The 24,753-nt window shown below is 54.6% G+C and carries 20 protein-coding genes, 8 tRNA genes and 5 pseudogenes; 20 read left to right on the forward strand and 13 right to left on the reverse strand.

The window, feature by feature from the left end; genetic code table 11:
• Window positions 1–12 precede the first annotated feature (12 nt).
• On the reverse strand, window positions 13–1,053 hold the full coding sequence (locus CAGGBEG34_RS03050) for a quinone-dependent dihydroorotate dehydrogenase (RefSeq protein ID WP_006682406.1): 1,041 nt from the start codon (window positions 1,051–1,053) through the stop codon (window positions 13–15).
• Window positions 1,050–2,222 (reverse strand): deoxyguanosinetriphosphate triphosphohydrolase, encoded by a 1,173-nt coding sequence (locus CAGGBEG34_RS03055; protein ID WP_006682407.1) that lies wholly within the window; start codon window positions 2,220–2,222, stop codon window positions 1,050–1,052. Before CAGGBEG34_RS03055 ends, CAGGBEG34_RS03050 begins: the two co-directional genes overlap by 4 nt.
• 46 nt (window positions 2,223–2,268) lie before the next feature.
• On the opposite strand from CAGGBEG34_RS03055, the gene pdxH reads away from it, so the two are divergent.
• The 4 genes from pdxH to CAGGBEG34_RS03075 all read left to right on the forward strand — a co-directional run bounded on the left by pdxH (window position 2,269) and on the right by CAGGBEG34_RS03075 (window position 3,388).
• Window positions 2,269–2,931, forward strand: coding sequence for a pyridoxamine 5'-phosphate oxidase (gene pdxH / locus CAGGBEG34_RS03060; protein ID WP_042687911.1), 663 nt, complete (start codon window positions 2,269–2,271; stop codon window positions 2,929–2,931).
• Between the two features lie 213 nt (window positions 2,932–3,144).
• Window positions 3,145–3,220: transfer RNA gene (locus CAGGBEG34_RS03065), tRNA-Ala, on the forward strand.
• A 5-nt stretch (window positions 3,221–3,225) separates the two neighbouring features.
• Window positions 3,226–3,301: transfer RNA gene (locus tag CAGGBEG34_RS03070), tRNA-Glu, on the forward strand.
• Between the two features lie 10 nt (window positions 3,302–3,311).
• Window positions 3,312–3,388: transfer RNA gene (locus CAGGBEG34_RS03075), tRNA-Asp, on the forward strand.
• Window positions 3,389–3,485: 97 nt separating this feature from the next.
• Here CAGGBEG34_RS03075 and CAGGBEG34_RS11600 read toward each other — a convergent pair.
• A pseudogene (locus tag CAGGBEG34_RS11600) lies at window positions 3,486–3,618 on the reverse strand (transposase); the annotation flags it as partial.
• Window positions 3,619–3,654: 36 nt separating this feature from the next.
• On the opposite strand from CAGGBEG34_RS11600, the gene CAGGBEG34_RS03080 reads away from it, so the two are divergent.
• On the forward strand, window positions 3,655–5,574 hold the full coding sequence (locus tag CAGGBEG34_RS03080) for a SurA N-terminal domain-containing protein (protein WP_006682409.1): 1,920 nt from the start codon (window positions 3,655–3,657) through the stop codon (window positions 5,572–5,574).
• Window positions 5,575–5,605: 31 nt separating this feature from the next.
• Here CAGGBEG34_RS03080 and CAGGBEG34_RS03085 read toward each other — a convergent pair whose 3' ends face one another.
• From CAGGBEG34_RS03085 to CAGGBEG34_RS03125, 9 genes and pseudogenes are all read right to left on the reverse strand, one after another.
• Window positions 5,606–6,259 (reverse strand): c-type cytochrome, encoded by a 654-nt coding sequence (locus CAGGBEG34_RS03085; RefSeq protein ID WP_006682410.1) that lies wholly within the window; start codon window positions 6,257–6,259, stop codon window positions 5,606–5,608.
• A 293-nt stretch (window positions 6,260–6,552) separates the two neighbouring features.
• A complete protein-coding gene (gene rpsJ / locus CAGGBEG34_RS03090) occupies window positions 6,553–6,864 on the reverse strand; it encodes a 30S ribosomal protein S10 (protein ID WP_006682411.1) in 312 nt (103 codons plus the stop codon).
• Window positions 6,865–7,011: 147 nt separating this feature from the next.
• Window positions 7,012–9,114: an elongation factor G gene (fusA, locus tag CAGGBEG34_RS03095; RefSeq protein ID WP_006682412.1), complete on the reverse strand. Its 2,103-nt coding sequence runs from the start codon at window positions 9,112–9,114 to the stop codon at window positions 7,012–7,014.
• A 137-nt stretch (window positions 9,115–9,251) separates the two neighbouring features.
• Window positions 9,252–9,722 (reverse strand): 30S ribosomal protein S7, encoded by a 471-nt coding sequence (gene rpsG, locus CAGGBEG34_RS03100; RefSeq protein ID WP_006682413.1) that lies wholly within the window; start codon window positions 9,720–9,722, stop codon window positions 9,252–9,254.
• Between the two features lie 14 nt (window positions 9,723–9,736).
• Window positions 9,737–10,121, reverse strand: a pseudogene (gene rpsL, locus CAGGBEG34_RS03105) (30S ribosomal protein S12).
• 241 nt (window positions 10,122–10,362) lie between these two features.
• Window positions 10,363–11,817 (reverse strand): cardiolipin synthase, encoded by a 1,455-nt coding sequence (gene cls, locus CAGGBEG34_RS03110; RefSeq protein ID WP_006682415.1) that lies wholly within the window; start codon window positions 11,815–11,817, stop codon window positions 10,363–10,365.
• 12 nt (window positions 11,818–11,829) lie between these two features.
• On the reverse strand, window positions 11,830–12,693 hold the full coding sequence (dapD, locus tag CAGGBEG34_RS03115; protein WP_006682416.1) for a 2,3,4,5-tetrahydropyridine-2,6-dicarboxylate N-succinyltransferase: 864 nt from the start codon (window positions 12,691–12,693) through the stop codon (window positions 11,830–11,832).
• Window positions 12,686–14,302 carry a murein biosynthesis integral membrane protein MurJ gene (murJ, locus tag CAGGBEG34_RS03120; protein WP_006682417.1) on the reverse strand — a complete coding sequence of 539 codons (1,617 nt, stop codon included), beginning with the start codon at window positions 14,300–14,302 and terminating at the stop codon, window positions 12,686–12,688. The genes dapD and murJ overlap by 8 nt, the downstream gene beginning before the upstream one ends.
• 47 nt (window positions 14,303–14,349) lie before the next feature.
• Window positions 14,350–15,090, reverse strand: coding sequence for an outer membrane protein assembly factor BamD (locus CAGGBEG34_RS03125; RefSeq protein ID WP_042687914.1), 741 nt, complete (start codon window positions 15,088–15,090; stop codon window positions 14,350–14,352).
• Window positions 15,091–15,135: 45 nt separating this feature from the next.
• On the opposite strand from CAGGBEG34_RS03125, the gene CAGGBEG34_RS03130 reads away from it, so the two are divergent.
• The 6 genes and pseudogenes from CAGGBEG34_RS03130 to CAGGBEG34_RS03150 all read left to right on the forward strand — a co-directional run.
• The gene (locus CAGGBEG34_RS03130) at window positions 15,136–16,188 is read left to right on the forward strand and encodes an RluA family pseudouridine synthase (protein WP_006682419.1); all 1,053 of its coding nucleotides are present in this window, start codon (window positions 15,136–15,138) and stop codon (window positions 16,186–16,188) included.
• Window positions 16,178–17,060, forward strand: a pseudogene (gene pgeF, locus CAGGBEG34_RS03135) (peptidoglycan editing factor PgeF). Before CAGGBEG34_RS03130 ends, pgeF begins: the two are co-directional and overlap by 11 nt.
• A gap of 119 nt (window positions 17,061–17,179) precedes the next feature.
• Window positions 17,180–17,252 (forward strand) — tRNA-Arg (locus tag CAGGBEG34_RS03140).
• 43 nt (window positions 17,253–17,295) lie between these two features.
• Window positions 17,296–17,384 (forward strand): annotated as a pseudogene (locus CAGGBEG34_RS12105) (Mu transposase domain-containing protein); the annotation flags it as partial.
• 684 nt (window positions 17,385–18,068) lie between these two features.
• Complete coding sequence (gene tsaB, locus CAGGBEG34_RS03145; RefSeq protein WP_006682421.1) at window positions 18,069–18,833, forward strand: tRNA (adenosine(37)-N6)-threonylcarbamoyltransferase complex dimerization subunit type 1 TsaB; 765 nt, start codon at window positions 18,069–18,071, stop codon at window positions 18,831–18,833.
• A 194-nt stretch (window positions 18,834–19,027) separates the two neighbouring features.
• Window positions 19,028–19,597: pseudogene (locus CAGGBEG34_RS03150) on the forward strand (uracil-DNA glycosylase); the annotation flags it as partial.
• On the opposite strand, the gene CAGGBEG34_RS03155 reads toward CAGGBEG34_RS03150, so the two are convergent.
• Window positions 19,594–20,586, reverse strand: coding sequence for a S49 family peptidase (locus tag CAGGBEG34_RS03155; protein ID WP_006682422.1), 993 nt, complete (start codon window positions 20,584–20,586; stop codon window positions 19,594–19,596). The pseudogene CAGGBEG34_RS03150 and the gene CAGGBEG34_RS03155 sit on opposite strands and share 4 nt — an antisense overlap.
• A 128-nt stretch (window positions 20,587–20,714) precedes the next feature.
• Here CAGGBEG34_RS03155 and CAGGBEG34_RS03160 point away from each other — a divergent pair.
• The 9 genes from CAGGBEG34_RS03160 (at window position 20,715) to rplA (ending at window position 24,746) form a co-directional block, all read left to right on the forward strand.
• A tRNA-Tyr gene (locus CAGGBEG34_RS03160) sits at window positions 20,715–20,800 on the forward strand.
• Between the two features lie 46 nt (window positions 20,801–20,846).
• A tRNA-Gly gene (locus tag CAGGBEG34_RS03165) sits at window positions 20,847–20,920 on the forward strand.
• Window positions 20,921–20,950: 30 nt separating this feature from the next.
• A tRNA-Thr gene (locus CAGGBEG34_RS03170) sits at window positions 20,951–21,022 on the forward strand.
• Between the two features lie 73 nt (window positions 21,023–21,095).
• Window positions 21,096–22,286, forward strand: coding sequence for an elongation factor Tu (gene tuf, locus CAGGBEG34_RS03175; RefSeq protein ID WP_006682423.1), 1,191 nt, complete (start codon window positions 21,096–21,098; stop codon window positions 22,284–22,286).
• Window positions 22,287–22,432: 146 nt separating this feature from the next.
• Window positions 22,433–22,505: transfer RNA gene (locus tag CAGGBEG34_RS03180), tRNA-Trp, on the forward strand.
• A 90-nt stretch (window positions 22,506–22,595) separates the two neighbouring features.
• A complete protein-coding gene (gene secE, locus CAGGBEG34_RS03185) occupies window positions 22,596–22,979 on the forward strand; it encodes a preprotein translocase subunit SecE (RefSeq protein ID WP_042687968.1) in 384 nt (127 codons plus the stop codon).
• A 1-nt stretch (window position 22,980) separates the two neighbouring features.
• Complete coding sequence (gene nusG / locus CAGGBEG34_RS03190) at window positions 22,981–23,544, forward strand: transcription termination/antitermination protein NusG (RefSeq protein ID WP_006682425.1); 564 nt, start codon at window positions 22,981–22,983, stop codon at window positions 23,542–23,544.
• A gap of 72 nt (window positions 23,545–23,616) precedes the next feature.
• Window positions 23,617–24,048 (forward strand): 50S ribosomal protein L11, encoded by a 432-nt coding sequence (gene rplK / locus CAGGBEG34_RS03195; protein ID WP_006682426.1) that lies wholly within the window; start codon window positions 23,617–23,619, stop codon window positions 24,046–24,048.
• Window positions 24,048–24,746: a 50S ribosomal protein L1 gene (gene rplA, locus CAGGBEG34_RS03200; protein ID WP_006682427.1), complete on the forward strand. Its 699-nt coding sequence runs from the start codon at window positions 24,048–24,050 to the stop codon at window positions 24,744–24,746. The genes rplK and rplA overlap by 1 nt, the downstream gene beginning before the upstream one ends.
• Window positions 24,747–24,753: the final 7 nt, after the last annotated feature.

Consider the following 24,753-nt stretch of genomic DNA (forward strand, 5'->3'; position numbering starts at 1 on the left):
TTCCTAATGGCTCTAGGTGTTGTAGCCGCAGGCGTTCAAACCCAACGCCTGCGCGCATTGATGGATCAGCGCCGGACCTCGATAAATGAATCCTGTATACAACTGCACAAGAGACGCGCCTGCCGCGCATTTGGCGCGCGCGTCGTCGGCTGAAAAAATACCGCCCGCGCCGATCACCGGAATCTCATGACCGAGCGCCGCAAAAAGCGCGCGAATCACGCGCGTCGACGGTTCAAATAACGGTTTTCCAGACAATCCGCCCGCTTCATCCGCATGCGGCAAGCCAGTCACTGCGGCGCGCGCGCTTGTCGTATTCGTCGCAATCACGCCGTCAACGCGATGCCGCAGCAGCGTATCCGCAATGATGCGGATTTGCGCGTCGTCGAGATCGGGCGCGATTTTCAGCGCCAGCGGAACGTTTTTGCGATGTTGATCGGCCAGGCGTCGCCGCCTGTCTTGCAACGCGGCCAATAGCGCATCCAACGGCGCTTTGTCTTGCAGTTGACGCAAACCCTGTGTATTCGGCGACGAAATATTGACCGTCACATAATGCGCGACCGGATACACGCGCTCCAGACAATACAGATAATCGCGCGCAGCGTGTTCGAGCGGCGTATCGGCGTTTTTTCCGATGTTCACGCCAATGACGCCTTGATAACGCGCGGCCCGAATGCGTTGAACTAATGCATCGACGCCGCCGTTGTTAAACCCCATCCGGTTAATCAACGCGCCCGCATCCGGCAAACGGAACAGGCGCGGACGCGGCTGGCCGGACTGTGCGCGCGGCGTTACCGTGCCCACTTCGATAAAACCGAAACCCAGCGCCGCCAGTCCGTCGATACAGAGACCGTCTTTGTCGAGTCCGGCGGCAAGTCCAACCGCATTGTCAAAACGCAATCCCATCACCGTGCGTGGCGCGTGAACGGTCGATGTCTCTAAACGCTGCATGATGCAGCTTCGTTGCGCGGCGCGCAGAGCAGACAATGTCAAATGATGCGCCGTTTCAGCGTCGAGATGGAATAAAAACGGCCGTATCCACGGATAAAGGTTCACTCTGTTTCCATTACAAAAAGCCGTCGATACTCCGCCAGCGCATAGCGGTCGGTCATCCCCGCGATGTAATGCGCGATTTTGCGCGCCTGAGCGTGCATATCCATCGTCTGAATCTGGTAATCCGGCGGCAATAGGCGGGGATCGTGCTGAAATGCGTTAAATAATTGACGGATGATCTGCTGCGCTTTGCTCGTCATCCGCATCACACGGTAATGACGATACAGGTTTTTGAACAGGAACTGTTTGAGTTGCCGCTGCTGCGCGGCTATCGCATCACTGTGCGCCACCAGCGGCGGCGCGCGGCGGACATCGTCCGGATGCGCGGGGGCAACGCGCGCGATATTGCGCGCGGTCGCCGTGATCAGATCGATAATCAGCGTATGAATGATGCGCCTGACTGTCTCGGCCACCCGCCGCCGTCCGCGCAGCGCCGGCCAGGCGCGCACCGCTTCGCGGCGATGCGCGCGCCACAGCTCGACCGCTTCCAGTTGCTCCAGCGTCAGCAAGCCGGAGCGCACGCCGTCGTCGATATCGTGATTGTTATACGCAATCGCATCCGCGAAATTCGCGATTTGCGCCTCCAGCGTCGGCTGCGCGCCGTTCAAGAAGCGCGCGCCGATATCGCCCAGCCGCCGCGCGTTCTCGCGTGAACAATGTTTCAGAATACCTTCGCGCGTTTCAAAGCAAAGATTGAGTCCGTTAAAACCGCCGTACCGCTCTTCGAGTTCATCGACCACCATCAGACTTTGCAGATTGTGTTCAAAGCCGCCGTATTCGCGCATGCATGTGTTGAGCGCGTCTTGCCCGGCATGGCCGAACGGCGTATGACCGAGATCGTGCGCGAGCGAAATCGCTTCGACGAGCGTTTCATTCACGCGCAGATTGCGCGCGACCGAACGCGCAATTTGCGCCACTTCCAGGCTATGCGTGAGCCGGGTCCGGAACAGATCGCCTTCATGATTGATAAAAACCTGCGTTTTGTATTCCAGCCGTCGGAACGCAGCGCAATGAATAATCCGGTCACGGTCACGCTGGAATTCGGTGCGCGCCCACGCGGCTGGCTCCGGCCGCTGCCTGCCGCGCGATTGAGACGAGCGCGCCGCATACGGCGCCAGATGCGCCTCTTCAAGCGCGGTTAAATCAGGCAGATCAGAATATTCCTGTATCATGGGTCAGAGTATTGATGACTGTTGGAACAGGCGACTTCAGAGCCAAATGCTCGAAACTCCTGATATTGTGTCTGAAAAACTGCCCTATTTGCGCACAGAATACTCGCGCGCTTCCCTCTCTAAAACCGAAGTCGATGCAGACCCCCTGCGTCAATTCAAACGTTGGTTCGCGCAGGCGTTCGAGGCGGGGATTGCTGAACCGAACGTGATGACGCTTGCAACCGTCGGCGAAAATGGACGCCCTTCAGCGCGTATTGTGCTGGTTAAAGAAATTGATGCGCGCAGTTTGATCTTTTTTACGCATTATGAAAGCCGTAAAGGCCGTGAACTTGCACATACGCCTTACGCAAGCCTGCTTTTTCATTGGATGAAACTGGAACGGCAAGTGCGTATTGAAGGCGCTGTCGAGAAAATGGAGGCTGCCTACAACGATACCTACTTTGAATCGCGGCCGCTCACGTCGAGAATCAGCGCCTGGGCTTCGCAGCAGAGCGCTGTTATTCAAAGCCGCGCCGAATTAGAGGCGCGCTTTACGCACTTTGCCAAGCGGTTTGGCGAACATCCGCCGCGTCCGCCGAATTGGGGCGGCTACCGGTTAATTCCTGATGTCGTCGAGTTTTGGCAAGGCCGCCCCTCACGTCTGCACGACCGTATTCAATATACACGGACCACAGGCGCAGATTGGAAAATCGTGCGCCTCTCCCCTTAGGAATTTCTATATTTACAAAATAGTGTTTGCTCTTTAGAATCGCACATCTTTTAGGGTTTGTGCACGTAAACGATATGCAGAATTCTTGCGCATAAAAGCGTGAAATAGGGTGATGCGCCGAGCTGGCCATCTCAACCCTAGAGCATTTTTCAATGAGTTTGCGATCAGTTCATAGGACTTCATGGCAAGCTAAATGAAAAATGCTCTGGAAGAGGGGGTATAGCTCAGATGGGAGAGCGCTTGCATGGCATGCAAGAGGTCAGCGGTTCGATCCCGCTTACCTCCACCATTCTTGTCCCCTTCGTCTAGAGGCCCAGGACACCACCCTTTCACGGTGGGTACAGGGGTTCGAATCCCCTAGGGGACGCCATCCTTGGACTGGAGTGGTAGTTCAGTTGGTTAGAATACCGGCCTGTCACGCCGGGGGTCGCGGGTTCGAGCCCCGTCCACTCCGCCAATAAAATCAGTAGGTATCATTGCCTTGTTGCCTTTTCTGGACGTTCCGCTTGAATACATGCGAAACGATTTCATTGAGTTGGCGAAACGTTCATCGAATTTTTAACGCTTCCTGCATCCCAAATCTTGAGCCGCAGCTTATCAAGACACAATGGGATACATCGCCTCAAGCGGGCGCGTCTGCCACTGTTCCACTTCCGCCCGCACTTCATCGGTGAGGGCCGAAATGTATACTGATCAATTCTGTTATGGATAGCGGACTCTTCCATGCTTGATTTCATTCGCAACCATAAGGGCCTGATGATGGTCTGTCTGGTTTTATTTATCGTGCCAGGTCTGGGACTGGTCGGTATCCAGGGATTTCACAGTTTTTTTAGCCAGGACGCGAATGTTGCGCGCGTGAATGGCCAGCCGATCAGCCGCCAGGAGTATGAGGCGACGCTGCGCGATGTGCTTAATCAAATTCAGCAAATCTCAGGCAAGGCGCCGGACCGGGCGGAAATGTCCGAGATACGCACCCATGTGCTGGATCAACTGATTCAGCAACGCTTGATCTCTGCTGAAGCGCGGCGCGAGCGTCTGATCGTATCGGACCAGGCAGTCCGCCGGACGATTCTGAGTATTCCAGCAATTGCGTCGCTGATCCAGTCCGACGGGTCAATAGATGCTCAGCAATACCGGAAATTACTTGCGGCGCAAGGCTTAACGCCGGAGCAGTTGGATGCGCGCGTGCGGCACAGTTTAGCCTCCATGCAGATCGTTCAGAGCGTTGCCAACAGCGCATTTGTGACAGAAGGCGCGTCGCGCCGTCTGAACGCCTTGCTTGAACGGCAGTGGAAGATACAAGTCCGCACATTTCGCCCTGCAGACTATGAGGCGCGAGCGCAACAAATACCTTTGGACGATGCTCAGCTCAAGAAATACTACGATGCGCACTTGAGCGAGTTTGAAGTGCCGGAGATGGCGACGATTGATTATGTTGTCTTGAGCCCGGAAGCGCTCGCCGCATCGTTTTCGCCTTCTGAAACGGCGCTTGAAAAAGCGTATCAGGACAAAATTGTCAACAACCGCAGCGGCGATCAAATTCGCGCCCGCCATATCCTGATTGCGCTGCCGTCCAAACCCGCATCCGAGGCGCGCAATAAGGCGCTGGCAGAGGCGCGCGCCATGCTGGCCCAGGTGCGCGCTCAACCGGAACGCTTTGCGGAAATGGCGCGCGCGCATTCCCAAGACCCAGGTTCTGCAAAGCAAGGCGGCGACCTGGGTTATTTTAGCGCTGGCATGATGGTCAAACCCTTTGAGGAAGCGGCCTTTAAGCTGAAGAAGGATGAAATCAGCGATTTGGTCGAGTCGGAATTTGGCTATCACATCATTCAGGTCACGGATATCAAGCCAGCAACGCCCCCGGCATTGAGCGCAGTGAAGCCTCGTTTAATTGCTGAGCTAAAAAAACAGTACGGCGTACAGCATTTTTCCGAAGCGGCCGAGCGTTTTTCTGATCTAGTTTACAAACAGGAAGGCCGCCTGAATTCTGCGGCGGAGCCATTCGGGTTGAAGATTCAAACCGCAAAAGTCAGGCGTGAGCCAGAGGCATCATTGAGTGCAACGGATCCGTTGAATCATCCGAAATTTCTTGAAGCCGTCTTTTCCAGCCAGGAAGTATTGAACGGCACATCCAACACCGCAGCAGTGGATATAGGCGGCAGCGTTTTAATCGCGGCGCATGTGAGCCATCATCAACCCGCCTTCAGACAGCCATTTGAATCAGTGAAACCACATATCCGACAAAAAATCTTCTCTTTGCGCGCCATGCAGGCAGCCCGCGTAGAAGGGAAATCACAACTCAACATACTGCGCAACACGCGCGCCATACAGGGCTTTTCCGCGCCATTTGAAGTGTCGCGCATAAACCCGCAAGGCGTGCCGGAAACCGCGCTGAACGCGCTCTTTAAAACAGGCGCGCAACCATTCCCGCAATATGTGGGCGTTGAACTGGGGGATGATTCAGACGGCGGATACGCAATTTACCGGATCAACGCTGTTCGCACCCCATCCCCGGATACGCAAAAAATCAAAACGATGCAACAGCAACTGGCGCAACTGAAACTTGAGTGGGACGCATATCTTGCGTCGCTGCGCGCGCGTTCAAGCGTAAAAATTTATGCGCTGCCGGAGCTACATCCCTAGGGGGTGTATGGTCCGGTGTGGTGATTAAGTTTTAGCGCAAGCCGGCAATGTAATCAGCCACTGCCCTGATTTCTGGTTCCAGCAAACGCTTCGCAATGGTTTGCATCGTGAGGTTGTTATGGCGCGCGCCGCTTTGGAACGCTTTGAGTTGCTCAATCGTGTAATCCTGCCATTGTCCAGCCAGGCGCGGGTATTGCACTGGAATTCCAGCGCCCGTTGCGCTGTGACATGCAGCGCACGCAGGTACCCTGCGTTCTTGAATGCCGCGGCGCCAAATTTTCTGGCCAAGTTCAATATCCTCTGGATGCTGCGCAAAAGCGGTCGATACAGGCTGCACAGCAAAATACGCAGCAACATCCTGCATATCTTGGCCGGATAACGCTGCCGCAAAGCCCGCCATCACTGGACTGCTGCGTTCAGGCGCGGTTTCATTGGGTTTGGTTCTATAGTCAGCGAGTTGTTTATAAAGATACTGTGCATGTTGCGCTGCCAGCTTTGGCGCAACACTCACCGCGCCGCGGCCGTCGTTCTGATGACAGGCAGCGCACACTTGCACCGCAATCGCCTGGCCGCGTTCGAGATCGGCGTTTGCCCACCCGCTTTGTATGCTCCATCCGCATACGCTCCATCCAATCCCTGCTATCAACACACGCAATGCGCGTCTGGATATCCGTGGCTGACTCATTGCAATACCCCGTTCAAAAATGCTCTAGCCTCGATTCAGCGGTCCTTTGAGCTTTTTGTTGCGCACAAGTTAACTGCTTTTGCGCACAATTCCATTATGGAAGCATTGTCTCGCAGAGAGAACTCCCGTGCGCTCACTGTATGGTCCCAGAATGTGGCGGGATGGATGGGATTCTAAAGTTCAGAATGCGTTCAGACTTTCATCGATTGCAAACCCGTTGCATTTGAAAAACAACTGGATCAGGCAATGCCAACAATTGCTTCCAATTCCGTTAAGTCTTGGTTAATACACTTCTACTGCAGCTTGATTTTGACATCTACCCCGGCAGATAAATTCAATCTCATCAATGCATCCACTGTTTTATCGGTCGGGTCAACAATATCGACCAGTCTTTGATGTGTGCGAATTTCAAGTTGGTCGCGCGCAGTTTTATTCACATGCGGCGAGCTCAGGATATCAAAGCGCTGAATTTGGGTAGGCAATGGCACGGGGCCCTCGATAATTGCGCCTGTGCGTTTTGCGGTATCCACAATTTCGGCCGCGGATTGATCGATCAAACGGTGGTCAAGCGCCTTTAAGCGAATCCGGATTTTCTGCTTTTGCATTTATTGTCCTTTAAAGAGCGGGCAACAGATATGCTGCCAAACAAAATAAGTTAGAGCATTTTTCAGCGAGATTGCCACTGGCGCGAGCGCGAAGCGACACAGGGCAAGCTGCTGAAAAATGCTCTAGAAGTCATTTCGGAGTGACTTCTATCTGCCTTTTGCACAAATAATCGCCTCAGCCACATGACGCGGCGCTTCAGCATAATGCTTGAATTCCATTGTATAAGTGGCGCGCCCCTGAGTCAGCGAGCGCAGCGAGGTGGAGTATCCGAACATTTCCGCAAGCGGAACTTCGGCGCGCACCTGTTTGCCTCCGCCCGCCATATCGTCCATGCCTTGCAAAATGCCGCGTCTCGATGACAAATCGCCCATGACATTCCCCATAAATTCTTCCGGTGTCTCCACTTCAACCGCCATCATCGGCTCAAGCAGCACCGGATGCGCGCGCCGCATCCCTTCCTTAAACGCAATCGAGCCCGCGATCTTGAAGGCGTTTTCATTTGAATCCACTTCGTGATAGGAACCGAAGAATAAAGTCACTTTGACGTCAACCACTGGATAGCCTGCCAGCACCCCAGATTTCAATGTTTCCTGAATGCCTTTATCCACCGCCGGAATATATTCGCGCGGCACTACCCCGCCCTTGATCTCATCAACAAATTCATAACCTTTGCCCTGCTCCTGCGGCTCCAGCTTGAGCGCCACGTGACCGTATTGGCCACGTCCGCCCGACTGTTTGATGAATTTGCCCTCAACCTCTTTGCATATGGAGCGTATCGTTTCCCGATAGGCGACCTGCGGTTTTCCGACCGATGCTTCAACACTGAATTCACGTTTCATCCGGTCAACCAGAATTTCGAGATGCAGCTCACCCATTCCCGAAATAATGGTTTGCCCCGACTCCTCATCGGTCTTTACTCGAAATGAAGGGTCTTCTTGCGCCAACCGGGAAAGCGCAAGGCTCATTTTCTCCTGATCGGCTTTTGTTTTGGGCTCAACCGCCTGGGAAATCACCGGCTCTGGAAACTCCATTCGCTCCAGTACAATGATATGGTTTGGATCGCAGAGCGTATCGCCGGTAGTGACTTCCTTGAGTCCGACCGCTGCGGCGATATCGCCAGCGTAAACTTCCTTGATTTCATCGCGCTGGTTGGCGTGCATTTGCACGATCCGCCCCAAACGCTCTTTCTTCTGTTTGACGGGGTTATAGAGGGTATCGCCCGAACGGACAACGCCTGAATATACGCGGAAGAAGATCAGTTGACCCACGAAGGGGTCGGCCATAATTTTGAATGCGAGCGCAGAGAATTTTTCGTTATCCGCAGCCAAACGCTCAACGCGTTCTCCATTTTCGAGTTCACCCTGAACGGGCGGAATATCCACCGGCGACGGCAGATAATCGATCACGGCATCGAGCATCGCCTGCACGCCTTTGTTTTTGAAGGCGCTACCGCAGAGCATCGGTACAATCTCGCCCGCAATGGTGCGCGCGCGCAATGCGCTTTTGATTTCCTGCTCGGTCAATTCCTCTCCGTCTAAATATTTATCCATCAATGCTTCGGATGATTCAGCGGCGGCTTCAAGCATTTTTTCACGCCATTCATCCGTTACCCCTGCAAGCGCCGCCGGAATCTCCTGATATTCAAATTTTGTCCCCTGGCTGGCTTCATCCCAGATGATCGCGCGCATCCTCACCAGATCAATCACGCCTTTAAAATTTTCCTCTGCGCCGATGGGCACTTGAATGGGCACCGGATTTGCTTTTAGACGCGAGCGCATCTGCTCAAAGACTTTAAAGAAATTCGCGCCGGTGCGATCCATCTTATTGACAAAGGCAAGACGCGGCACTTTATATTTATTCGCCTGCCGCCAAACCGTCTCGGACTGCGGCTGCACTCCACCGACTGCGCAATACACCATGCACGCGCCATCGAGCACGCGCATTGAACGTTCGACCTCGATCGTAAAATCGACGTGCCCCGGCGTATCAATAATATTGATGCGGTGTTCGGGATAGTTATTGGCTAACCCTTTCCAGAAGGTTGTCGTTGCCGCTGATGTGATGGTAATGCCGCGTTCCTGCTCCTGCGCCATCCAGTCCATCGTCGCAGCGCCTTCATGCACTTCGCCAATCTTGTGATTGACGCCGGTATAAAACAGGATGCGTTCGGTCGTCGTCGTTTTTCCGGCATCGATATGCGCACTGATGCCAATATTGCGATAACGCTGAATAGGCGTCTTACGAGCCACTTTAATCCTCTACCACTTTAAGAAAAAGAGACTTACTGCGGAAGTCCGGCAATATTCGGCTAGAGCATTTTTCAGTCGATTTGCCCGAGGAGCGAGCGCGAAGCGACATAGGAAAAATCAGTGAAAAACGCTCTGGCTTAAAAACGGAAATGGGAAAAGGCCTTATTCGCTTCAGCCATCCGGTGCACTTCATCGCGTTTTTTCATCGCGCCGCCCCGGCCTTCAAACGCTTCCATCAATTCAGCCGCCAGCCGTATCGCCATTGATTTTTCGCTGCGTTTCTTGGCCGCTTCGCGCAGCCAGCGCATCGATAGCGCCATCCGGCGCGACGGGCGGACTTCAATGGGGACTTGGTAATTCGCGCCGCCGACGCGCCGCCCCTTCACCTCAACAACAGGTTTTACGTTATTCAACGCAACGCTGAACACTTCGACCGGGTCCTGATGATTCTTGATCCGGATGTGTTCAAACGCGCCATATACAATGCGTTCTGCAATGGCTTTTTTGCCGGAAAGCATCAGCACATTCATGAATTTTGCAACCTCGACACTGCCAAATTTCGGATCCGGCAATATTTCCCGTTTTGGCACTTCCCGACGACGCGGCATTGGTTCTCCTTCCGTTATGTCTTGGCGCGTTTCGCACCGTATTTGGAGCGCGCCTGCTTGCGATCCTTCACACCCTGCGTATCCAGCGCGCCGCGCACCATGTGGTAGCGCACGCCCGGCAAATCCTTCACGCGACCGCCGCGGATCAGCACAACCGAGTGCTCCTGCAAATTATGGCCTTCGCCGCCAATATAAGAAATGACCTCAAAACCGTTTGTCAATCTCACCTTCGCCACTTTGCGCAGCGCTGAATTCGGCTTTTTGGGCGTTGTCGTATAGACCCGCGTGCAGACGCCCCTTCTTTGCGGACAGTTTTCCAAGGCCGGACTTTTGCTTTTCAAGGGCGCGCGCGCGCCGCCCTTTACGGACCAACTGATTGATGGTTGGCGATTGAGTTATCCTGAAAAATGCTCTAAGCGCAAGAACTTGCTGAAAATAAAACCGTGTATATTAATTCTGAAAGTGAATGCGGGTCAATCATTGATTGAATATATCTCAGAACCTGTTCATGATCTTACTGCGCGCCCGTGAGCCTGCGTCGGGCGGTGCTCGGAATCCTCACATATTACGTATATGCTCCGGTTCCTGCGCTTCGTCCTCCTTGGCTGACAGGCGCTCGCTACAGATCGTGAACAGGTTCTCATAAAATTGGCGAAAAAAGCCGTGCAACGTGCATCATCGCGCGCCGCCAGGCGGGCGCGCCGCTAAACTCAGTCAACCTGACAGCAATCGCACGCTTAAAATCCGTCTCCAGCATTGCGGCCACTTCAGCCGCAAAGGCGGTATCGCAGGTGAGCACCATCAGCTCGAAATTCAGCCTGAATGAACGGTTGTCGAGATTCGCGCTGCCGATTGCGGCAGCGTGATCGTCAACCAGCGCCACCTTTTGATGCATAAAGCCGGGCGTGTATCGAAAAATCTGAATGCCGGCTCGGATGGCATCATGGGCATATAAGGTTGAGGCTTGGAAGACCATATATTGATCGCGCCGGGCGGGCAGCAGAATGCGGACTTCAACGCCGCGCATGACGGCAAGCCGCAGCGCCGCGAATACCGCCTCGTCCGGCACAAAATAGGGCGTTGCAATCCAGAGGCGCCGGCGCGCTGCGTGGATAATCTGCACAAAAAACAGTGAGTATGTTTCCTGAGTATCGGCCGGGCCGCTTGCCATTACCAGACACCTCATACCAGCGCCGGTTTGCGCGGGCTCAGGCGCCATTTGCCTGACCTGCGGCAAACGCTGGGCCGCCCAGTACCAGTCTTCAATAAAAGCGAATTGAACATCGATCACCGCGGGGCCCTTCACTTCGATATGCGTATCGCGCCACGGTGATAACGGCGGTTTTGCGCCCAGATACTCATCGCCGATGTTATGGCCGCCTACGAAGGCGGCTTTGCCATCGACAATCACGATCTTGCGATGGTTACGGAAATTGAGCTGGAAACGGTTAATGAAGCGGCGCGTTGCAAACTCGCGCGCTTCGACGCCGCCCGCGCGCAACGCTTCAATATAATGGCGCGGCAGATCATAGCTGCCAATCCCATCATATAAAAAATAGACGCGAACGCCCTTCGCCGCCCGTTCAATCAGCGCCTCCTTGAGTTTTCGCCCCAGGGCATCATCACGCACCACAAAGAATTGCACAATCACGTATTCCGTTGCGCGCGCGATCGCCTCAAAAATCGCTGCAAAGGTATGCTTGCCATTGATCAATGCGCGCACCTGATTGCCGTGCGTAAAAGGCGCCTCAGCCAGCGCTGACAAAGCGCGGCTGACCGATTCGCCGAGCGCGTCGGAATGCGTGGCGGCAGGATTGCGCGCCGTTCCCGATGGAGGGTGGCTTGCGCGCCGCCAGGCGTGTCTGTGCATTTTCTGCTGGGCAAAGCGCCGCCGGTCCACATAACCGGCAAAGCGGCTGCTCCCCAAAAAAAGATAGGGAACGAGTGTTAAATAGGGAATGGTGATTAAAGAGACTGCCCAGGCGACCGCGCCTTGTGAGGTGCGCGCAGTGCGAATGGCATGAAAGGCGGCGATGAGTCCCAGCGTATGCGCCAGGGCAATCAGAGTGCCAAGCCGTAATAGGTTAAACGGCATGATGCCCGCTCGTTACAATTTGTGAACAGGTCTAAGCAAGTCATTAATGGCTGTTTTGGCGCGCGTTTTTGCATCGATCTTCTTCACAATCACCGCTGCATACAGGCTGTAGCAGCCATCCGCCGATGGAAGACTGCCGGGGACAATCACCGAACCCGGTGGCACATAACCGGTGAACACTTCTTTGCTGGCGCGGTCGAAAATCCTGGTGCTCTGACTCAGAAGCACGCCGGTCGAAAGCACCGAGTTTTCGCCGACAATCACCCCTTCAAGAACGGTCGAGCCTGCGCCAATAAAGCAGTTGTCCTCAATAATGACGGGATTGGCCTGCACGGGTTCAAGCACGCCGCCAATAACCGCGTTGCTCGAGAGATGCACGCTTTTGCCGATCTGCGCGCACGAGCCGACCGTCGCCCAGGAATCGATCATTGTATTTTCATCGATATATGCCCCTATATTGACAAAGGACGGCATGAGTACAACCCGCCTGCCAATGAATGCGCCGCGCCGCGCGATTGCCGGCGGCACGACGCGGAAACCGCCCGCAGCAAAATCGCCCGCCGTGTAATCCGCAAATTTACTTGCGGCCTTGTCATAAAAAGAGGTATATCCGCCTGCCTCCATCCGCGTATTCTCTTCAATCACAAAGGAGAGCAGAATGGCTTTTTTTATCCACTGGTGCACTATCCACTTCCCCGTCAGCGCTTCCTGATCAGGGGTATCCGAAGATTTTGATGCAACGCGCAATGCGCCGCAGTCGAGCTGGTTGAGTACCGTCTGGATTGCGGCGCGGATTTCAGCGCTTGCAGTGTGCGCGGACAGCTCGGCGCGGCGCGTCCAGGCATGCTCAATAATGGTTTGTAGCGGCTCAGTCATTTTGGATGGGTTGCACGGGTGAATAGGTTCTAAGCGCCGCGTATCTGAATCCGCTCAACCACAAAACGCCAAAATAAAGCGCAGCGGTCGTGATCAAACTGGCCGCAAGCAAGAACATTCTGATCATGGGCGTTTGACCGAGTGCAATCCAGTCCGCATATCTCCGGAATCCCAATAGGACTGCGGTCAGCGCGCCACAGGCGAGAACAAGCTGAACAAGAAATTTGGTCCAGCCTGGCGCAGGCTGATAAAACCCTCTCTTACGTAAACCTATCAATAGCAGCAGCGCATTGATGGACGCTCCAATGCCAATCGACAACGAAAGTCCCGCATGCGCGAGATAGGGGACAAAGAACAGATTGCATGCCTGGGTGATGCCCAATACGAGCAGCGCGATCTGGACGGGTGTTTTAATATCCTGTTTGGCGTAAAAGCCAGGCGCGAGAATCTTGATCAGAATCAGGCCAACCAGTCCCGCTCCATACGCTGCGAGCGCGCGGCTGACCATCGCCACATCCAGCGCATCAAAGCGGCCATAGTGATAGAGCACGGCAACCAGCGGTTCGGCATAGATGAACAGTGCAATCGCGCTTGGCGTTGCCAATAAAAGGGTGAGCCTTAAACCCCAGTCGATCAAAGCCGAATATTCCTTCGGACTGCTCACTGCATGCGCTTTGGCCAGATTTGGCAGCAGAACCGTACCGAGCGCGACGCCTAATAAGGCGCTGGGGAATTCCATGAGCCGGTCCGCGTATGAAAGCCATGTCACGCTCCCTGGCGCTAATCTTGACGCAATATTCGTATTAATGATCAGGCTCAGTTGCGAAACCGAGACCGCAAATGCCGCGGGCGCCATCTTCATCAAAATGCGTTTGACGCCCCGGTGCGCCAGCGCTTTTAATGGATTCATCCCAATTTTAGGCAGCATCCGCAGTCGGGCGAGCGCGGGTATCTGAACCGCAAGCTGCAGAATTCCGCCGACGATCACCGCGTAGGCCAGTGCATAAACCGGCATCTGCAAATGCGGCGCAATCCATAGGGATGCAACGATAAAACTGAGGTTCAGTAATACCGGCGCGCTCGCCGGCAGTGAAAAATGCTGATAGGTATTCAGCACGCCCGATGCCAGCGCAGTCAGCGAAATCAGCGCAATATAGGGAAACATCACGCGCGTCATCCAGACCGCGGCGGAAAACGCGACGGCATCCTGCTGAAGTCCGGTCGCTACGGCGAGAACAATCCATGCCGCGCCCGCAACGCCGATGATGCAGAGCAATGCCAGCGCCCATGTCAATACCGTGGCCGTCGCATCGATCAATGCCTTGGTGGCGTTTTGACCATATTGGTTTTTAAATTCCGCCAGCACCGGCACAAAGGCCTGAGAAAACGCCCCCTCCGCGCACAGACGGCGCAGTAAATTCGGGATGCGGAATGCGATATTAAATGCGTCGGTCGTCAGATTCGCGCCAAAGGCGCGCGCAATCAGCGTTTCCCGCATTAAGCCGGTGATGCGAGAGAGCAGCGTAAAACCGCTGACGGTCAACAAAGCGCCGAACAGATCAAGGCGGGGACGCATGTATTTTTCCGCGGGCCTTGGTGCGCTTTCCATCCAGATGAATGATTCTGAACTGTTGAATCGTCCTCAATCGTCCCCTTTTATCTCTTCAGATAAGGACTGGCTGGAAAAGTGGCTTGCAGCACACGTTCTGCATCATGGGCAAGTTGCGACTCTCCCAGCGCCTGATAAGACAGGATCAGGAGTCGTAATGCTTCTTCAGCGGCGGGCGCATTCTCAAACTGCTCAAGCGCCGCCTGCGCACGGTTCGCCGCAGCGATGTAAGCGCCGCGCCGGTAATAATAATCAGCCACATGCACTTCATGCGCGGCCAGCATATTCACGATATAGCGCATCCGCTGAGCGGCATCCATCGCATACGGACTGCTCGGATAATACTTGACAACAGCTTTAAAGGCCTGATAAGCATCGCGCGCAGTGTACGGATCGCGCTCGCTGATATCTTGATGGCTCAACCGGCCAAGCAGGCTCAGCTCATCGTTGGAATTGATCAACCCTTTCAAATAAAACGCATAATCCAGCCTCTGATGGGCTGGATATTGCCGGATAAAACGCTCGATGAATTGCAGCGCAGCCGTATTCTGCTTGTCTTTCCAGTTGCAATACGCAGCATTCAGTTGAGCCTGCTGGGCATAACGATCCAGCGCGGCGCGCCCCTCAAGCATTCCGAAATATTTCGCGCACAGCCCCCAATCATGCTCGGAGAGCGCTTGCTGCGCATGTTCGTATAATTTCTCATCTGACCAAGTGGACGCTTCTTTGAGTTTGTCTGAAAGAAAGCTGCATCCTGAGATCATAATCGCAGCCACGGCCAGCGCCATTTTCCTGAGGGTATGTCCTAACACTAACACTTGCGTATCCTGATGATGACTCACTCTGACGCGAATGATTATAGTCGAAGCGCTCTCTCTCACGCGCCCGCGCCGCGGGTTGCGCACATTCCTCGCGCGTTGGCGGGCGAGCGTCTGGACAAAGCGCTGGCCCGTCTGTTCCCCGATTATTCACGCAACCGCCTGCAACACTGGATTGAAGCCGGCCGCGTGCAAATAAACGGCGCTCCGGCCCGTCTGCGCCAGCCTGCGCTTGAATCCGCAACGGTTGTGATCCATCCCGAACGAGCGCCGGATGTGCGCGCTTTCACTGCCGAACCCGTGCCGCTGGATATTCTTTATGAAGACGAGGCGCTCGTCATCATTCACAAAGCCGCTGGCTATGTCGTACATCCGGCCGCGGGCAACTGGGGCGGCACCCTGCTCAATGGCGTGCTGCACCGTTACGGTCAGGCCGCGGCGGGCATTCCGCGCGCGGGCATTGTGCATCGTCTGGACAAAGACACTTCAGGCGTAATGGTCATTGCGCGAACGCTGACCGCCTATACGCATTTGATCCGTCAGCTTCAGGCGCGCACTATGAAGCGCCGTTATCTGGCCTTTGCGCTTGGGACGCTTGCGCGGCAAGAAGGCGCCATCGATGCCCCTCTTGGACGCCATCCGCGCAACCGTATTCAGCATGCCGTTGTTACCGGCGCGGCAGGCAAGCCCGCGCGCACCCATTACCGGGTGCTCGCAATGGCGAACAAAGCGGGCCCATCCATCAGCGCCGTGCAATGCGATCTGGAAACCGGACGCACGCATCAGATTCGCGTGCACCTCGCGCATCTTGGCCATCCGCTGATTGGCGACCCAGTATATGGCGACGCACGGGCGCGGCATTGCGCCGCATCCTTTACGCGCCAGGCCTTACATGCGGTGCGGCTTGAATTGACGCATCCGCTCACCGGCCAGCGGTGTATCTGGTCAGCGCCGCTTCCCGAAGATATGGCAATGCTCGCGCAAACGCTTGGATTGCCGCCCGCGCTTGCAACGCTCCATCTCTCTGACCAGACTCCAAAAACAAATAGGGAAGTGAATGGCCTTTGATGAATCGTCATCGCCGCCGCTCTCGGCAGTGGATGTCATCATTCCAGAGTGGCCGCATGTACCGCGCGTGCGCGCCCTCTTTACAACGCGCGCTGGCGGTGTCAGCGCGCCGCCTTATGGACAATGGCGTAACGGACATGCGCTGCCTGGCGGCTTAAATCTCGCTTTTCACACCGGCGATAATCCGCAGTGCGTGACCGAGAACCGCGCGCGCCTGGCCGCTTTCTACTGGCACGCGTCCCGCATGGCTGAAACAGATCCATCATGTCCAGGTCATCCGCGCAGAGACTGCGTTGGATCAAAATGGCGCGCCGTATGCAGATGCCAGTGTGGCCACTCAACCACATATGGCATGCGTAATCACTAGCGCTGATTGCCCCGCCGTATTGATCTGCGACCGTGCAGGCCGCGCTGTTGGCGCAGCGCACGCGGGATGGCGGGGCTTATCGGCTGGCGTGCTTGAGCGCACGGCCGCTGAAGTCGCAGTTGCCGCCGGCGCAGACTGTACGCTGACCGCCTTCCTCGGCCCCGCCATCCAGCCGCGCGCATTTGAAGTCGGCGATGATGTATACGATACATTCATGGCCTCGGCGCAACCGGACGAATATCGCGCAACTGCCGCCGCCTTTCATCCTTGCGCCGCCGCGCCCGGAAAATATCGGGCCGATCTTTATTCTCTGGCGCGCGTGCGGCTGGCACGCGCGGGCATTACGCATATCATCAGCGGCGGCGCGTGGTGCACCTTTTCGGAGCCAGAGCGCTTTTATTCATATCGGCGCGACCATCCGAAAAACGGAAATCAGGCGGCGATGATCTGGCTAACGGATGCGGGGAATACGAAAAATGACAGAATGCAGCCAGTCTCCTTATAATCCTGCCCTGCGGCACTGTTGCAAACCGCTTTTCTCCCTTCCCCGCCTGCGTTATCCGCGGTCTGGCTATATTTCAGGCAGGGCCGGATTGCCGAGAGCCTGTTCATGATCTATAACAAGCGCCCGTAGCTCAGTGGATAGAGCGTTGGTCTCCGAAGCCGAAGGTCGCTGGTTCGATCCCAGCCGGGCGCACCCATAAAAGTTTGAATTTGGTGAACCAAGCGAAAAGAAGACTATTGACGACCACGTCGAGATTGATGCGCATTATTACAGCGTGCCACACCGCCTGGCCCGCAGATGGTCGAGGCCCGCATCACTCGACATACTTTCTCCATGATTTTGATGTATTAGTATTCATGAAATAATTTTAAGCAATAGTAGTGAATAGAAACGGTCAAAAGCTGTGTATAAGTGTATTTTTTCTTTCAGATTAACGGTTTTATCCATGTATAGGTTCTGTATAAATTTTGTACATTGGGAGGAAAACAAGGGACAGTTTTTATAAATAGCGTGGAATTTCAAGGCACCGAATATTTAGAGCCAGAGTTTTAAACAGCTTAACCACATTCATCTCCAGCGGTCGGGGTAGCGACTGCGCCAGGATGTTTGGCAATACCTATGCAAATAACGACCCGTCTGTCGGCTGTACGAAAAAATGCCCGAAGTCGAGCGTCTTGTACTCAACCAGCCGCTGGTGATCTTGCGGGATTACCATATANNNNAAANACTGCTAAGGAAGGACTGCATAAAGCGTGGGCTGTATGCTTGAGAGGATTCCTCTATTGCAAGGATATCCGATGACGCCCATCAATCCAGGCCCGAACCTGTCACGTAAGCGCACACGCAAACAAGTCTTACTAGCACTTTTTGCAGCAGTGGTTCAGTCTGTCGGGTGCGGCGATGGAAGAAGCGCTGTGTGATCTGCCGCTGTACCGTGTATTTTCGGGTTATGACGCTCTTTGCCTTGGCTAATTATGCAGTCTTTCCCTAAATGAATTTATCTTCTCTATGAGCAATACACTCCTGCTTGCGCTTGATACATCGACTGAGTATTGTTCGGTCGCGCTGGCGGTTTTTCCGTCTAGAGCATTTTTCAGTGGCTTGCCCGGCGTCACTTCGCCGTTCCGTGTATTCGGGCTGGCCAATCTTTTTATCAGACATGAAAACACCGATATAGTATCAAGTGAGCGTCTGTTGCCGATGGTACGCGAAGTATTCGACGAAGCGCGGCGCGATTTGAGTGACTGCGCCGCGATTGCGTTTGGCGCTGGACCTGGCGCGTTCACGGGCATACGCACGGCTGCGGGCGCAGCGCAAGGACTCGCTTTTGCATTGCAGATTCCGATGATACCAGTCAATACGCTACTGGCGTGCGCGCAGGCCGCGCACATGCATCGTTCAGCCGCAACGCGCGTGCTCGCCGCGCTTGACGCGCGGATGGACGAAGTCTATTGGGGCGTGTTTGAATGGGAAGAAGCGCGCGCCAATTGGCGTACTGTGCAAGCGGCTACGGTGAGCGCGCCTGAACAGGCAGGGGCAGCGGGCGTTTTCACGCTTGCGGGCAATGCGGCCGCAGTATTTGGCGCGCGGCTGGCGGCGCGAGCGAGTGCCGCATCGATTGACCCGCGCGCGTTGCCGCACGCCGCCCCGATCGCCCGTCTGGGTTGGCAACGCTTGTGCGCAGGATATGCCGTACCGGCGATGGATGCGCAGCCGGAATATGTACGCAACCGCGTTGCGTTCAAGACCGTGGAACGCATCGCAAAACTTTGATTAAATCGTATGTCACTTCCTCTCAATGATCGGTTCGATGAACTGCATGCGCCTGATATCGCCAGAGATTCAATATGCCGCGGCCTGATCCATTCATACTTGAGGAAATTGGCTTAACGCCGATTTGGATGAAACGTGGAGTAGATGCCTCTCAGGCTGAATCATCCGTTGTTGAAAAAACTTCTGTGCCTATTGAGCAACTTGACTGGGGTGCATTAGCCGCGCGCGTTGCGCACTGTACGCGTTGCAGACTTTGCGAGCAGCGCACCCAAACCGTGTTTGGCGTCGGCGATTCAAACGCTGACTGGATGCTGGTGGGTGAAGCGCCAGGCGCGAATGAAGATCGCCTGGGCGAGCCTTTTGTTGGTCAGGCGGGACGCTTGTTGGACAATATGCTGCGCGCCGTTGGACTGGCGCGCGGCCAGAATGTCTACATTGCAAATGTCATCAAATGCCGTCCGCCGGGCAACCGCGACCCGCAGCCCGATGAAGTGGCGCAGTGCGAACCTTATTTGCGGCGGCAGATTGCACTCATCCGGCCGAAACTGATTCTTGCGCTTGGGCGCTTCGCTGCGCAAAGTCTGCTAAAAACCCAGGCAAGCCTTTCGTCACTGCGCACGCGCATCCATCGTTACGAAGATGTGCCCGTCATCGTCACCTACCATCCCGCTTATTTGCTGCGCAATCTGGCGGATAAAAGCAAAGCGTGGGCGGATTTGTGTCTCGCGCAGCGGACTTATCGGGATATCTCAGAAATGCGCTAGTTCAGACTGAAGCGCTCGGTCGGCTCAAGCACGTGCGCTAAAGCGGCGCGCGCCGTCAGCCCTATTTTTCTGGAGACGCGATCAAATAGATTTTCCTGAATCGAGTAATCGATGATCTCTTCTGTTTTTAGGATTTCACGCGCCACATAATACGCATCGCCGAAACCGTCCGCCAGTCCAAGCGCGACGCTCTGCTGGCCTGTCCAAATCAGGCCTGAAAATATCTCTGGGGGCTCCTTCAGGCGGTCTCCCCGTCCTTGACGCACGGCTTCGATAAATTGAGCATGAATCTGATCCAGCATGGTTTGCAAATATTGCGCATGCGCCGCATCTAAAGGCAAGAATGGGTCGTTCAGCGCTTTATTCCGGCCTGCCGTAAGCAGACGGCGCTCAATACCCAGCTTGTCCATCAGACCTGTAAAACCAAAATTATCCGACCGGACACCAATGGAACCGATGAGACTGGCCTTGTCCACAAAGATTTTATCCGCCGCCACCGCGATATAATAGGCGCCCGAAGCGCATAAATCTTCCGCGGCTGCATAGACCGGCTTCTTTGGATATTTAGCGCGTAGACGGCGGATTTCATCGTTGACCATGCCCGCTTGAACTGGACTTCCGCCTGGACTGTTGATTTTTAGAATAATACCCACTGCATCACGATTTGAAAATGCCGCCTTGAGTGCGGCATTCAGCCTTTCAGCGTTGGTTTGCTGATCCGCTGCGATTTCCCCATCCAGTACGATGAGCGCTGCATGCGCGCCTCGCGCCAGCGCTTTGTCGTTTGAAAACGCAATCAGATACCAAGCCATCAATCCGGAAATAAGCAGAAAAAACAGGCGGAAGAAAATTTTCCAGCGTCTGGATGCGCGTTGCTCGCGAACCGCGGCCAATACCGCTTTTTCGAGCAGAGCGCGTTCCCAATGCGGCGCTTGCAGCGCATTTGCGTCCGGAGAGGCGCGGCCCGAAATAGAAGCTTGGTCTGTCATGGAAAGGCCATTGTAGGATTAAAGGTGCAACTGAAAGTATAACCGCATGCTGTTTTTCATTTTTGAACGGGACTGATACAAATCCTTGACAATGAAAGGATCTGTATCGATAATTATCGGTTTATCGTGGAGGGGTGCCCGAGTGGTTAAAGGGGGCAGACTGTAAATCTGTTGGCTTGCGCCTACGTTGGTTCGAATCCAACCCCCTCCACCATTTCAGAGGGCTGCAGCATATTGTCGCTGAAAAAGCGGTGATGAGCGCGGGCGTAGCTCAATGGTAGAGCAGAAGCCTTCCAAGCTTATGACGAGGGTTCGATTCCCTTCGCCCGCTCCAGTCTGTGGGAAAGGCGCTGTCCGCGAAGCTGCCCATGTGGCTCAGTGGTAGAGCACTCCCTTGGTAAGGGAGAGGTCGGCAGTTCAATCCTGCCCATGGGCACCCTGTTTCGGAATAAAGTCATGTTCGTTGCGCGCGGCGCAATCCATAACCATTGCCTGTTTAGGAGTCGAGAATGGCCAAAAGCAAGTTTGAGCGTAGCAAGCCGCATATAAACGTCGGGACAGTGGGGCACGTGGATCACGGTAAAACAACGCTCACGGCGGCGATTACCACTGTATTGTCGAAGAAATTCGGCGGCGAGGCAAAAGCATACGCCCAGATTGATGCAGCGCCGGAAGAAAAAGCGCGCGGTATTACGATTAATACCGCGCACGTCGAATATGAAACCGAGCAACGCCATTATGCGCACGTTGATTGCCCCGGTCACGCGGATTATGTGAAAAACATGATTACGGGCGCTGCCCAGATGGACGGCGCAATCCTGGTCGTTTCAGCCGCGGACGGCCCAATGCCGCAGACGCGCGAACATATTCTGCTGGCGCGCCAGGTTGGCGTGCCTTATATCGTTGTCTTCCTAAATAAATGCGATATGGTCGACGATGAGGAATTGCTCGAACTGGTTGAAATGGAAGTGCGCGAGCTGCTGTCAAAATATGACTTTCCGGGAGACGATGTTCCAATGATCAAAGGGTCAGCCAAACTTGCGCTCGAAGGAGATACCGGTGAGTTGGGCGAACAGGCAATTATAAAGCTGGCGGATGCGCTGGATTCGTACATCCCCACGCCGGAACGCGCAATCGACGGTCCATTCTTGATGCCGATTGAAGACGTGTTCTCAATCTCAGGCCGGGGCACGGTGGTCACGGGCCGCGTTGAGAGCGGCGTAATTAAGGTGGGCGAAGAAATAGAAATTGTTGGCATCCGGCCAACGTCCAAGACCACCTGCACAGGCGTTGAAATGTTCCGTAAACTGCTCGACCAGGGTCAGGCGGGCGATAATGTGGGGGTTTTGTTGCGGGGCACCAAGCGTGAAGACGTTGAGCGCGGCCAGGTTCTGGCGAAACCGGGTACGGCCAAAGCCTACACGCGCTTTACCGCTGAAGTCTACGTGCTATCAAAAGAAGAAGGCGGGCGCCATACTCCATTTTTCAGCAATTACCGCCCACAGTTTTATTTCCGTACCACGGATGTCACAGGCTCAATTGAATTGCCAAAAGATAAGGAAATGGTGATGCCGGGCGATAATGTATCGATAACGGTCCAATTGCTTCAGCCCATTGCGATGAAAGAAGGTTTGCGCTTTGCCATTCGTGAAGGAGGGCGTACCGTTGGCGCAGGCGTGGTGACAAAAATTATTGAGTAGGGCTCGATGCGGGCGGAGCAGGTTCCGTCGCGCGTCGCGCGATGGATGCGACCCCGTAGCGAGCCCCAGCCCGACCTCAGTTTCGGTTTCACAATCTGATCAATATGAAGTCGGGTTGAGATCGATGCGGGCGGAGCAAAAGAGAAAGGGGTATAGCTCAACTGGCAGAGCATCGGTCTCCAAAACCGAAGGTTGGGGGTTCGATTCCCTCTGCCCCTGCCCCAGAGCATTTTTCAGTGGTTTGCTCGGTGTCGCTTCGCGCTCGCTCTTTTGGCGCTCTCACTGAATGACTTAAAAACGATCCAATCTATGGGGAATCCTTCCTCTTCCGGGGCAGTCCATACAACAGGCGGCAAAGCAATGCTTGTATTGGCGGCGCTCCTTGCTCTGCTTGGAATCTTTGGCTTTTATACGCTGAGTAGTCAAGGCGCGTTAATGCGCACAGCCTCGCTTGCAGGCGGATTGATCGCCGGGGGAGGGGTCGCGCTATTTTCGCCCGCTGGTAAAGAATTTATCGGTTTTACCAAGGATTCCTGGCGTGAAGTCCGTAAGGTTGTTTGGCCAACGCGCCAAGAAGCCGGGCAGACAACGCTGGTTGTGTTTGGCTTTGTGCTCGTGATGGCCATTTATCTTTGGTTAACCGACAAGACGATCGAATGGGCTGTTTTTTCGCTGTTTTTGGGCTGGAAATGAGATGAGCGAAACACCCTCTCCTCAGGCCGCTGGCATTAAGCGCTGGTATGTTGTGCATGTGTATTCCGGTATGGAAAAGAGTGTGCTGCGCGCATTGCGGGAGCGTATCGAACGGGCCGGCATGCAAGATCAATTTGGAGAGGTTCTGGCGCCCACTGAAGAGGTGGTTGAAATCAAGGGCGGGCAGAAATCGGTGACCGAGCGCCGGTTTTTTCCAGGCTATGTGTTAGTCGAAATGGCAATGAACGACGAAACATGGCATCTCGTCAAAAATACGCCCAAGGTCACAGGCTTTGTCGGCGGCGCGCGTCATCATCCAACGCCGGTTTCCAAGCAGGAAGTTGAAAAAATCATGTTGCAGATGAAAGAGGGCGTTGAAAAACCGCGCCCGAAAACCTTATTTGAGGTGGGTGAAATCGTCCGTGTGAAAGAAGGACCTTTTACGGATTTCAACGGGAGCGTGGAAGAAGTCAATTATGACAAATCGCGCGTTCGCGTGTCTGTGACGATTTTTGGCCGCGCAACGCCCGTGGACTTGGAATTCAGTCAACTCGCAAAGCTATAAGCCTCTGTTCAAAATCTACCGTGAGTGTCCATTCTAAAAGTCCATCTCAATATTAAGTCAATATCCTTCAATATGGCAAAAAAAATTAGCGGCTTCATCAAACTGCAAATTCCCGCGGGTAAAGCCAATCCATCGCCGCCGGTCGGCCCGGCGCTTGGCCAGCGCGGCCTGAATATTATGGAATTCTGCAAGGCGTTTAACGCGCAGACGCAGAATATGGAGCCGGGTCTGCCTGTTCCAGTCGTCATTACCGCATTTTCAGATAAAAGCTTTAGCTTTATCCTCAAGACGCCGCCTGCGTCCGTATTGATCAAGAAAGCGGCCAAAACTGATAAAGGCTCGCCTAAACCGCATACAGATAAGGTGGGATCAATGACGCGCGCCCAAGCGGAAGAAATCGCAAAAATCAAAATGCCTGATTTAACCGCTGCCGATCTTGAGGCCGCGGTGCGCACAATCGCGGGCAGCGCCCGTTCGATGGGAATTACAGTGGAGGGCATGTAATGGTCAGACTTCCAAAACGGAGGCGCGCATTTGCCAATCAGATCGAACGCGCCAGACAATATCCGTTGGATGAAGCGCTAGCACAAGTGAAAGCATGCGCGACCGCTAAATTTGACGAGTCTATTGATGTTGCGGTGCAGTTAGGCGTCGACGCAAAAAAATCCGATCAAATGGTGCGCGGCTCGGTGGTATTGCCGGCAGGCACTGGAAAATCCGTGCGCGTGGCCGTCTTCGCTCAGGGTGAAAAGGCAGATCAGGCGCGCGCCGCGGGCGCTGACGTAGTGGGAATGGAGGATTTGGTTGAACAGATCAAGGCGGGCGATCTGAACTTTGATGTTGTGATTGCCTCGCCCGATACAATGCGCATTGTGGGCGCCTTAGGGCAAATTCTTGGTCCGCGCGGCCTGATGCCGAATCCGAAAGTGGGCACTGTGGCCCAGGATATTGCAGCCGCGGTTAAAAATGCAAAAGCCGGGCAAGTGCAATTCCGTATTGATAAGGCGGGCATTGTGCACGCAACGATTGGCCGCGCCTCGTTTGAAGCGTCCGCGTTGCGCTCCAATCTAATTGCATTGACCGATGCGTTGCAGCGGCTAAAACCAGCAACAAGCAAGGGTTTATATCTGCGCAAGATTGCTTTGTCCAGCACGATGGGTATAGGTATCCGCGTTGATCAAAGTACATTGGCGGGTTCTTAGAACCTGC

The organism is Candidatus Glomeribacter gigasporarum BEG34, assembly GCF_000227585.1.
Taxonomy (GTDB): Bacteria; Pseudomonadota; Gammaproteobacteria; order Burkholderiales; family Burkholderiaceae; genus Glomeribacter; species Glomeribacter gigasporarum_B.

What these genes read in the sequence shown, in the direction of transcription:
- rpsG (WP_006682413.1), bottom strand. Translation starts at nt 9,722, where the DNA reads ATGCCGCGTCGTCGGGAAGTGCCAAAACGGGAAATATTGCCGGATCCG.
- secE (WP_042687968.1), top strand. Translation starts at nt 22,596, where the DNA reads ATGGGGAATCCTTCCTCTTCCGGGGCAGTCCATACAACAGGCGGCAAA.
- tuf (WP_006682423.1), top strand. Translation starts at nt 21,096, where the DNA reads ATGGCCAAAAGCAAGTTTGAGCGTAGCAAGCCGCATATAAACGTCGGG.
- rpsJ (WP_006682411.1), bottom strand. Translation starts at nt 6,864, where the DNA reads ATGCAAAAGCAGAAAATCCGGATTCGCTTAAAGGCGCTTGACCACCGT.
- tsaB (WP_006682421.1), top strand. Translation starts at nt 18,069, where the DNA reads ATGAGCAATACACTCCTGCTTGCGCTTGATACATCGACTGAGTATTGT.
- cls (WP_006682415.1), bottom strand. Translation starts at nt 11,817, where the DNA reads ATGCCGTTTAACCTATTACGGCTTGGCACTCTGATTGCCCTGGCGCAT.
- rplA (WP_006682427.1), top strand. Translation starts at nt 24,048, where the DNA reads ATGGTCAGACTTCCAAAACGGAGGCGCGCATTTGCCAATCAGATCGAA.
- murJ (WP_006682417.1), bottom strand. Translation starts at nt 14,302, where the DNA reads ATGGAAAGCGCACCAAGGCCCGCGGAAAAATACATGCGTCCCCGCCTT.
- CAGGBEG34_RS03055 (WP_006682407.1), bottom strand. Translation starts at nt 2,222, where the DNA reads ATGATACAGGAATATTCTGATCTGCCTGATTTAACCGCGCTTGAAGAG.
- CAGGBEG34_RS03155 (WP_006682422.1), bottom strand. Translation starts at nt 20,586, where the DNA reads ATGACAGACCAAGCTTCTATTTCGGGCCGCGCCTCTCCGGACGCAAAT.
- nusG (WP_006682425.1), top strand. Translation starts at nt 22,981, where the DNA reads ATGAGCGAAACACCCTCTCCTCAGGCCGCTGGCATTAAGCGCTGGTAT.
- CAGGBEG34_RS03080 (WP_006682409.1), top strand. Translation starts at nt 3,655, where the DNA reads ATGCTTGATTTCATTCGCAACCATAAGGGCCTGATGATGGTCTGTCTG.
- pdxH (WP_042687911.1), top strand. Translation starts at nt 2,269, where the DNA reads ATGCTCGAAACTCCTGATATTGTGTCTGAAAAACTGCCCTATTTGCGC.
- dapD (WP_006682416.1), bottom strand. Translation starts at nt 12,693, where the DNA reads ATGACTGAGCCGCTACAAACCATTATTGAGCATGCCTGGACGCGCCGC.
- CAGGBEG34_RS03085 (WP_006682410.1), bottom strand. Translation starts at nt 6,259, where the DNA reads ATGAGTCAGCCACGGATATCCAGACGCGCATTGCGTGTGTTGATAGCA.
- CAGGBEG34_RS03125 (WP_042687914.1), bottom strand. Translation starts at nt 15,090, where the DNA reads ATGGCGCTGGCCGTGGCTGCGATTATGATCTCAGGATGCAGCTTTCTT.
- rplK (WP_006682426.1), top strand. Translation starts at nt 23,617, where the DNA reads ATGGCAAAAAAAATTAGCGGCTTCATCAAACTGCAAATTCCCGCGGGT.
- CAGGBEG34_RS03130 (WP_006682419.1), top strand. Translation starts at nt 15,136, where the DNA reads ATGACTCACTCTGACGCGAATGATTATAGTCGAAGCGCTCTCTCTCAC.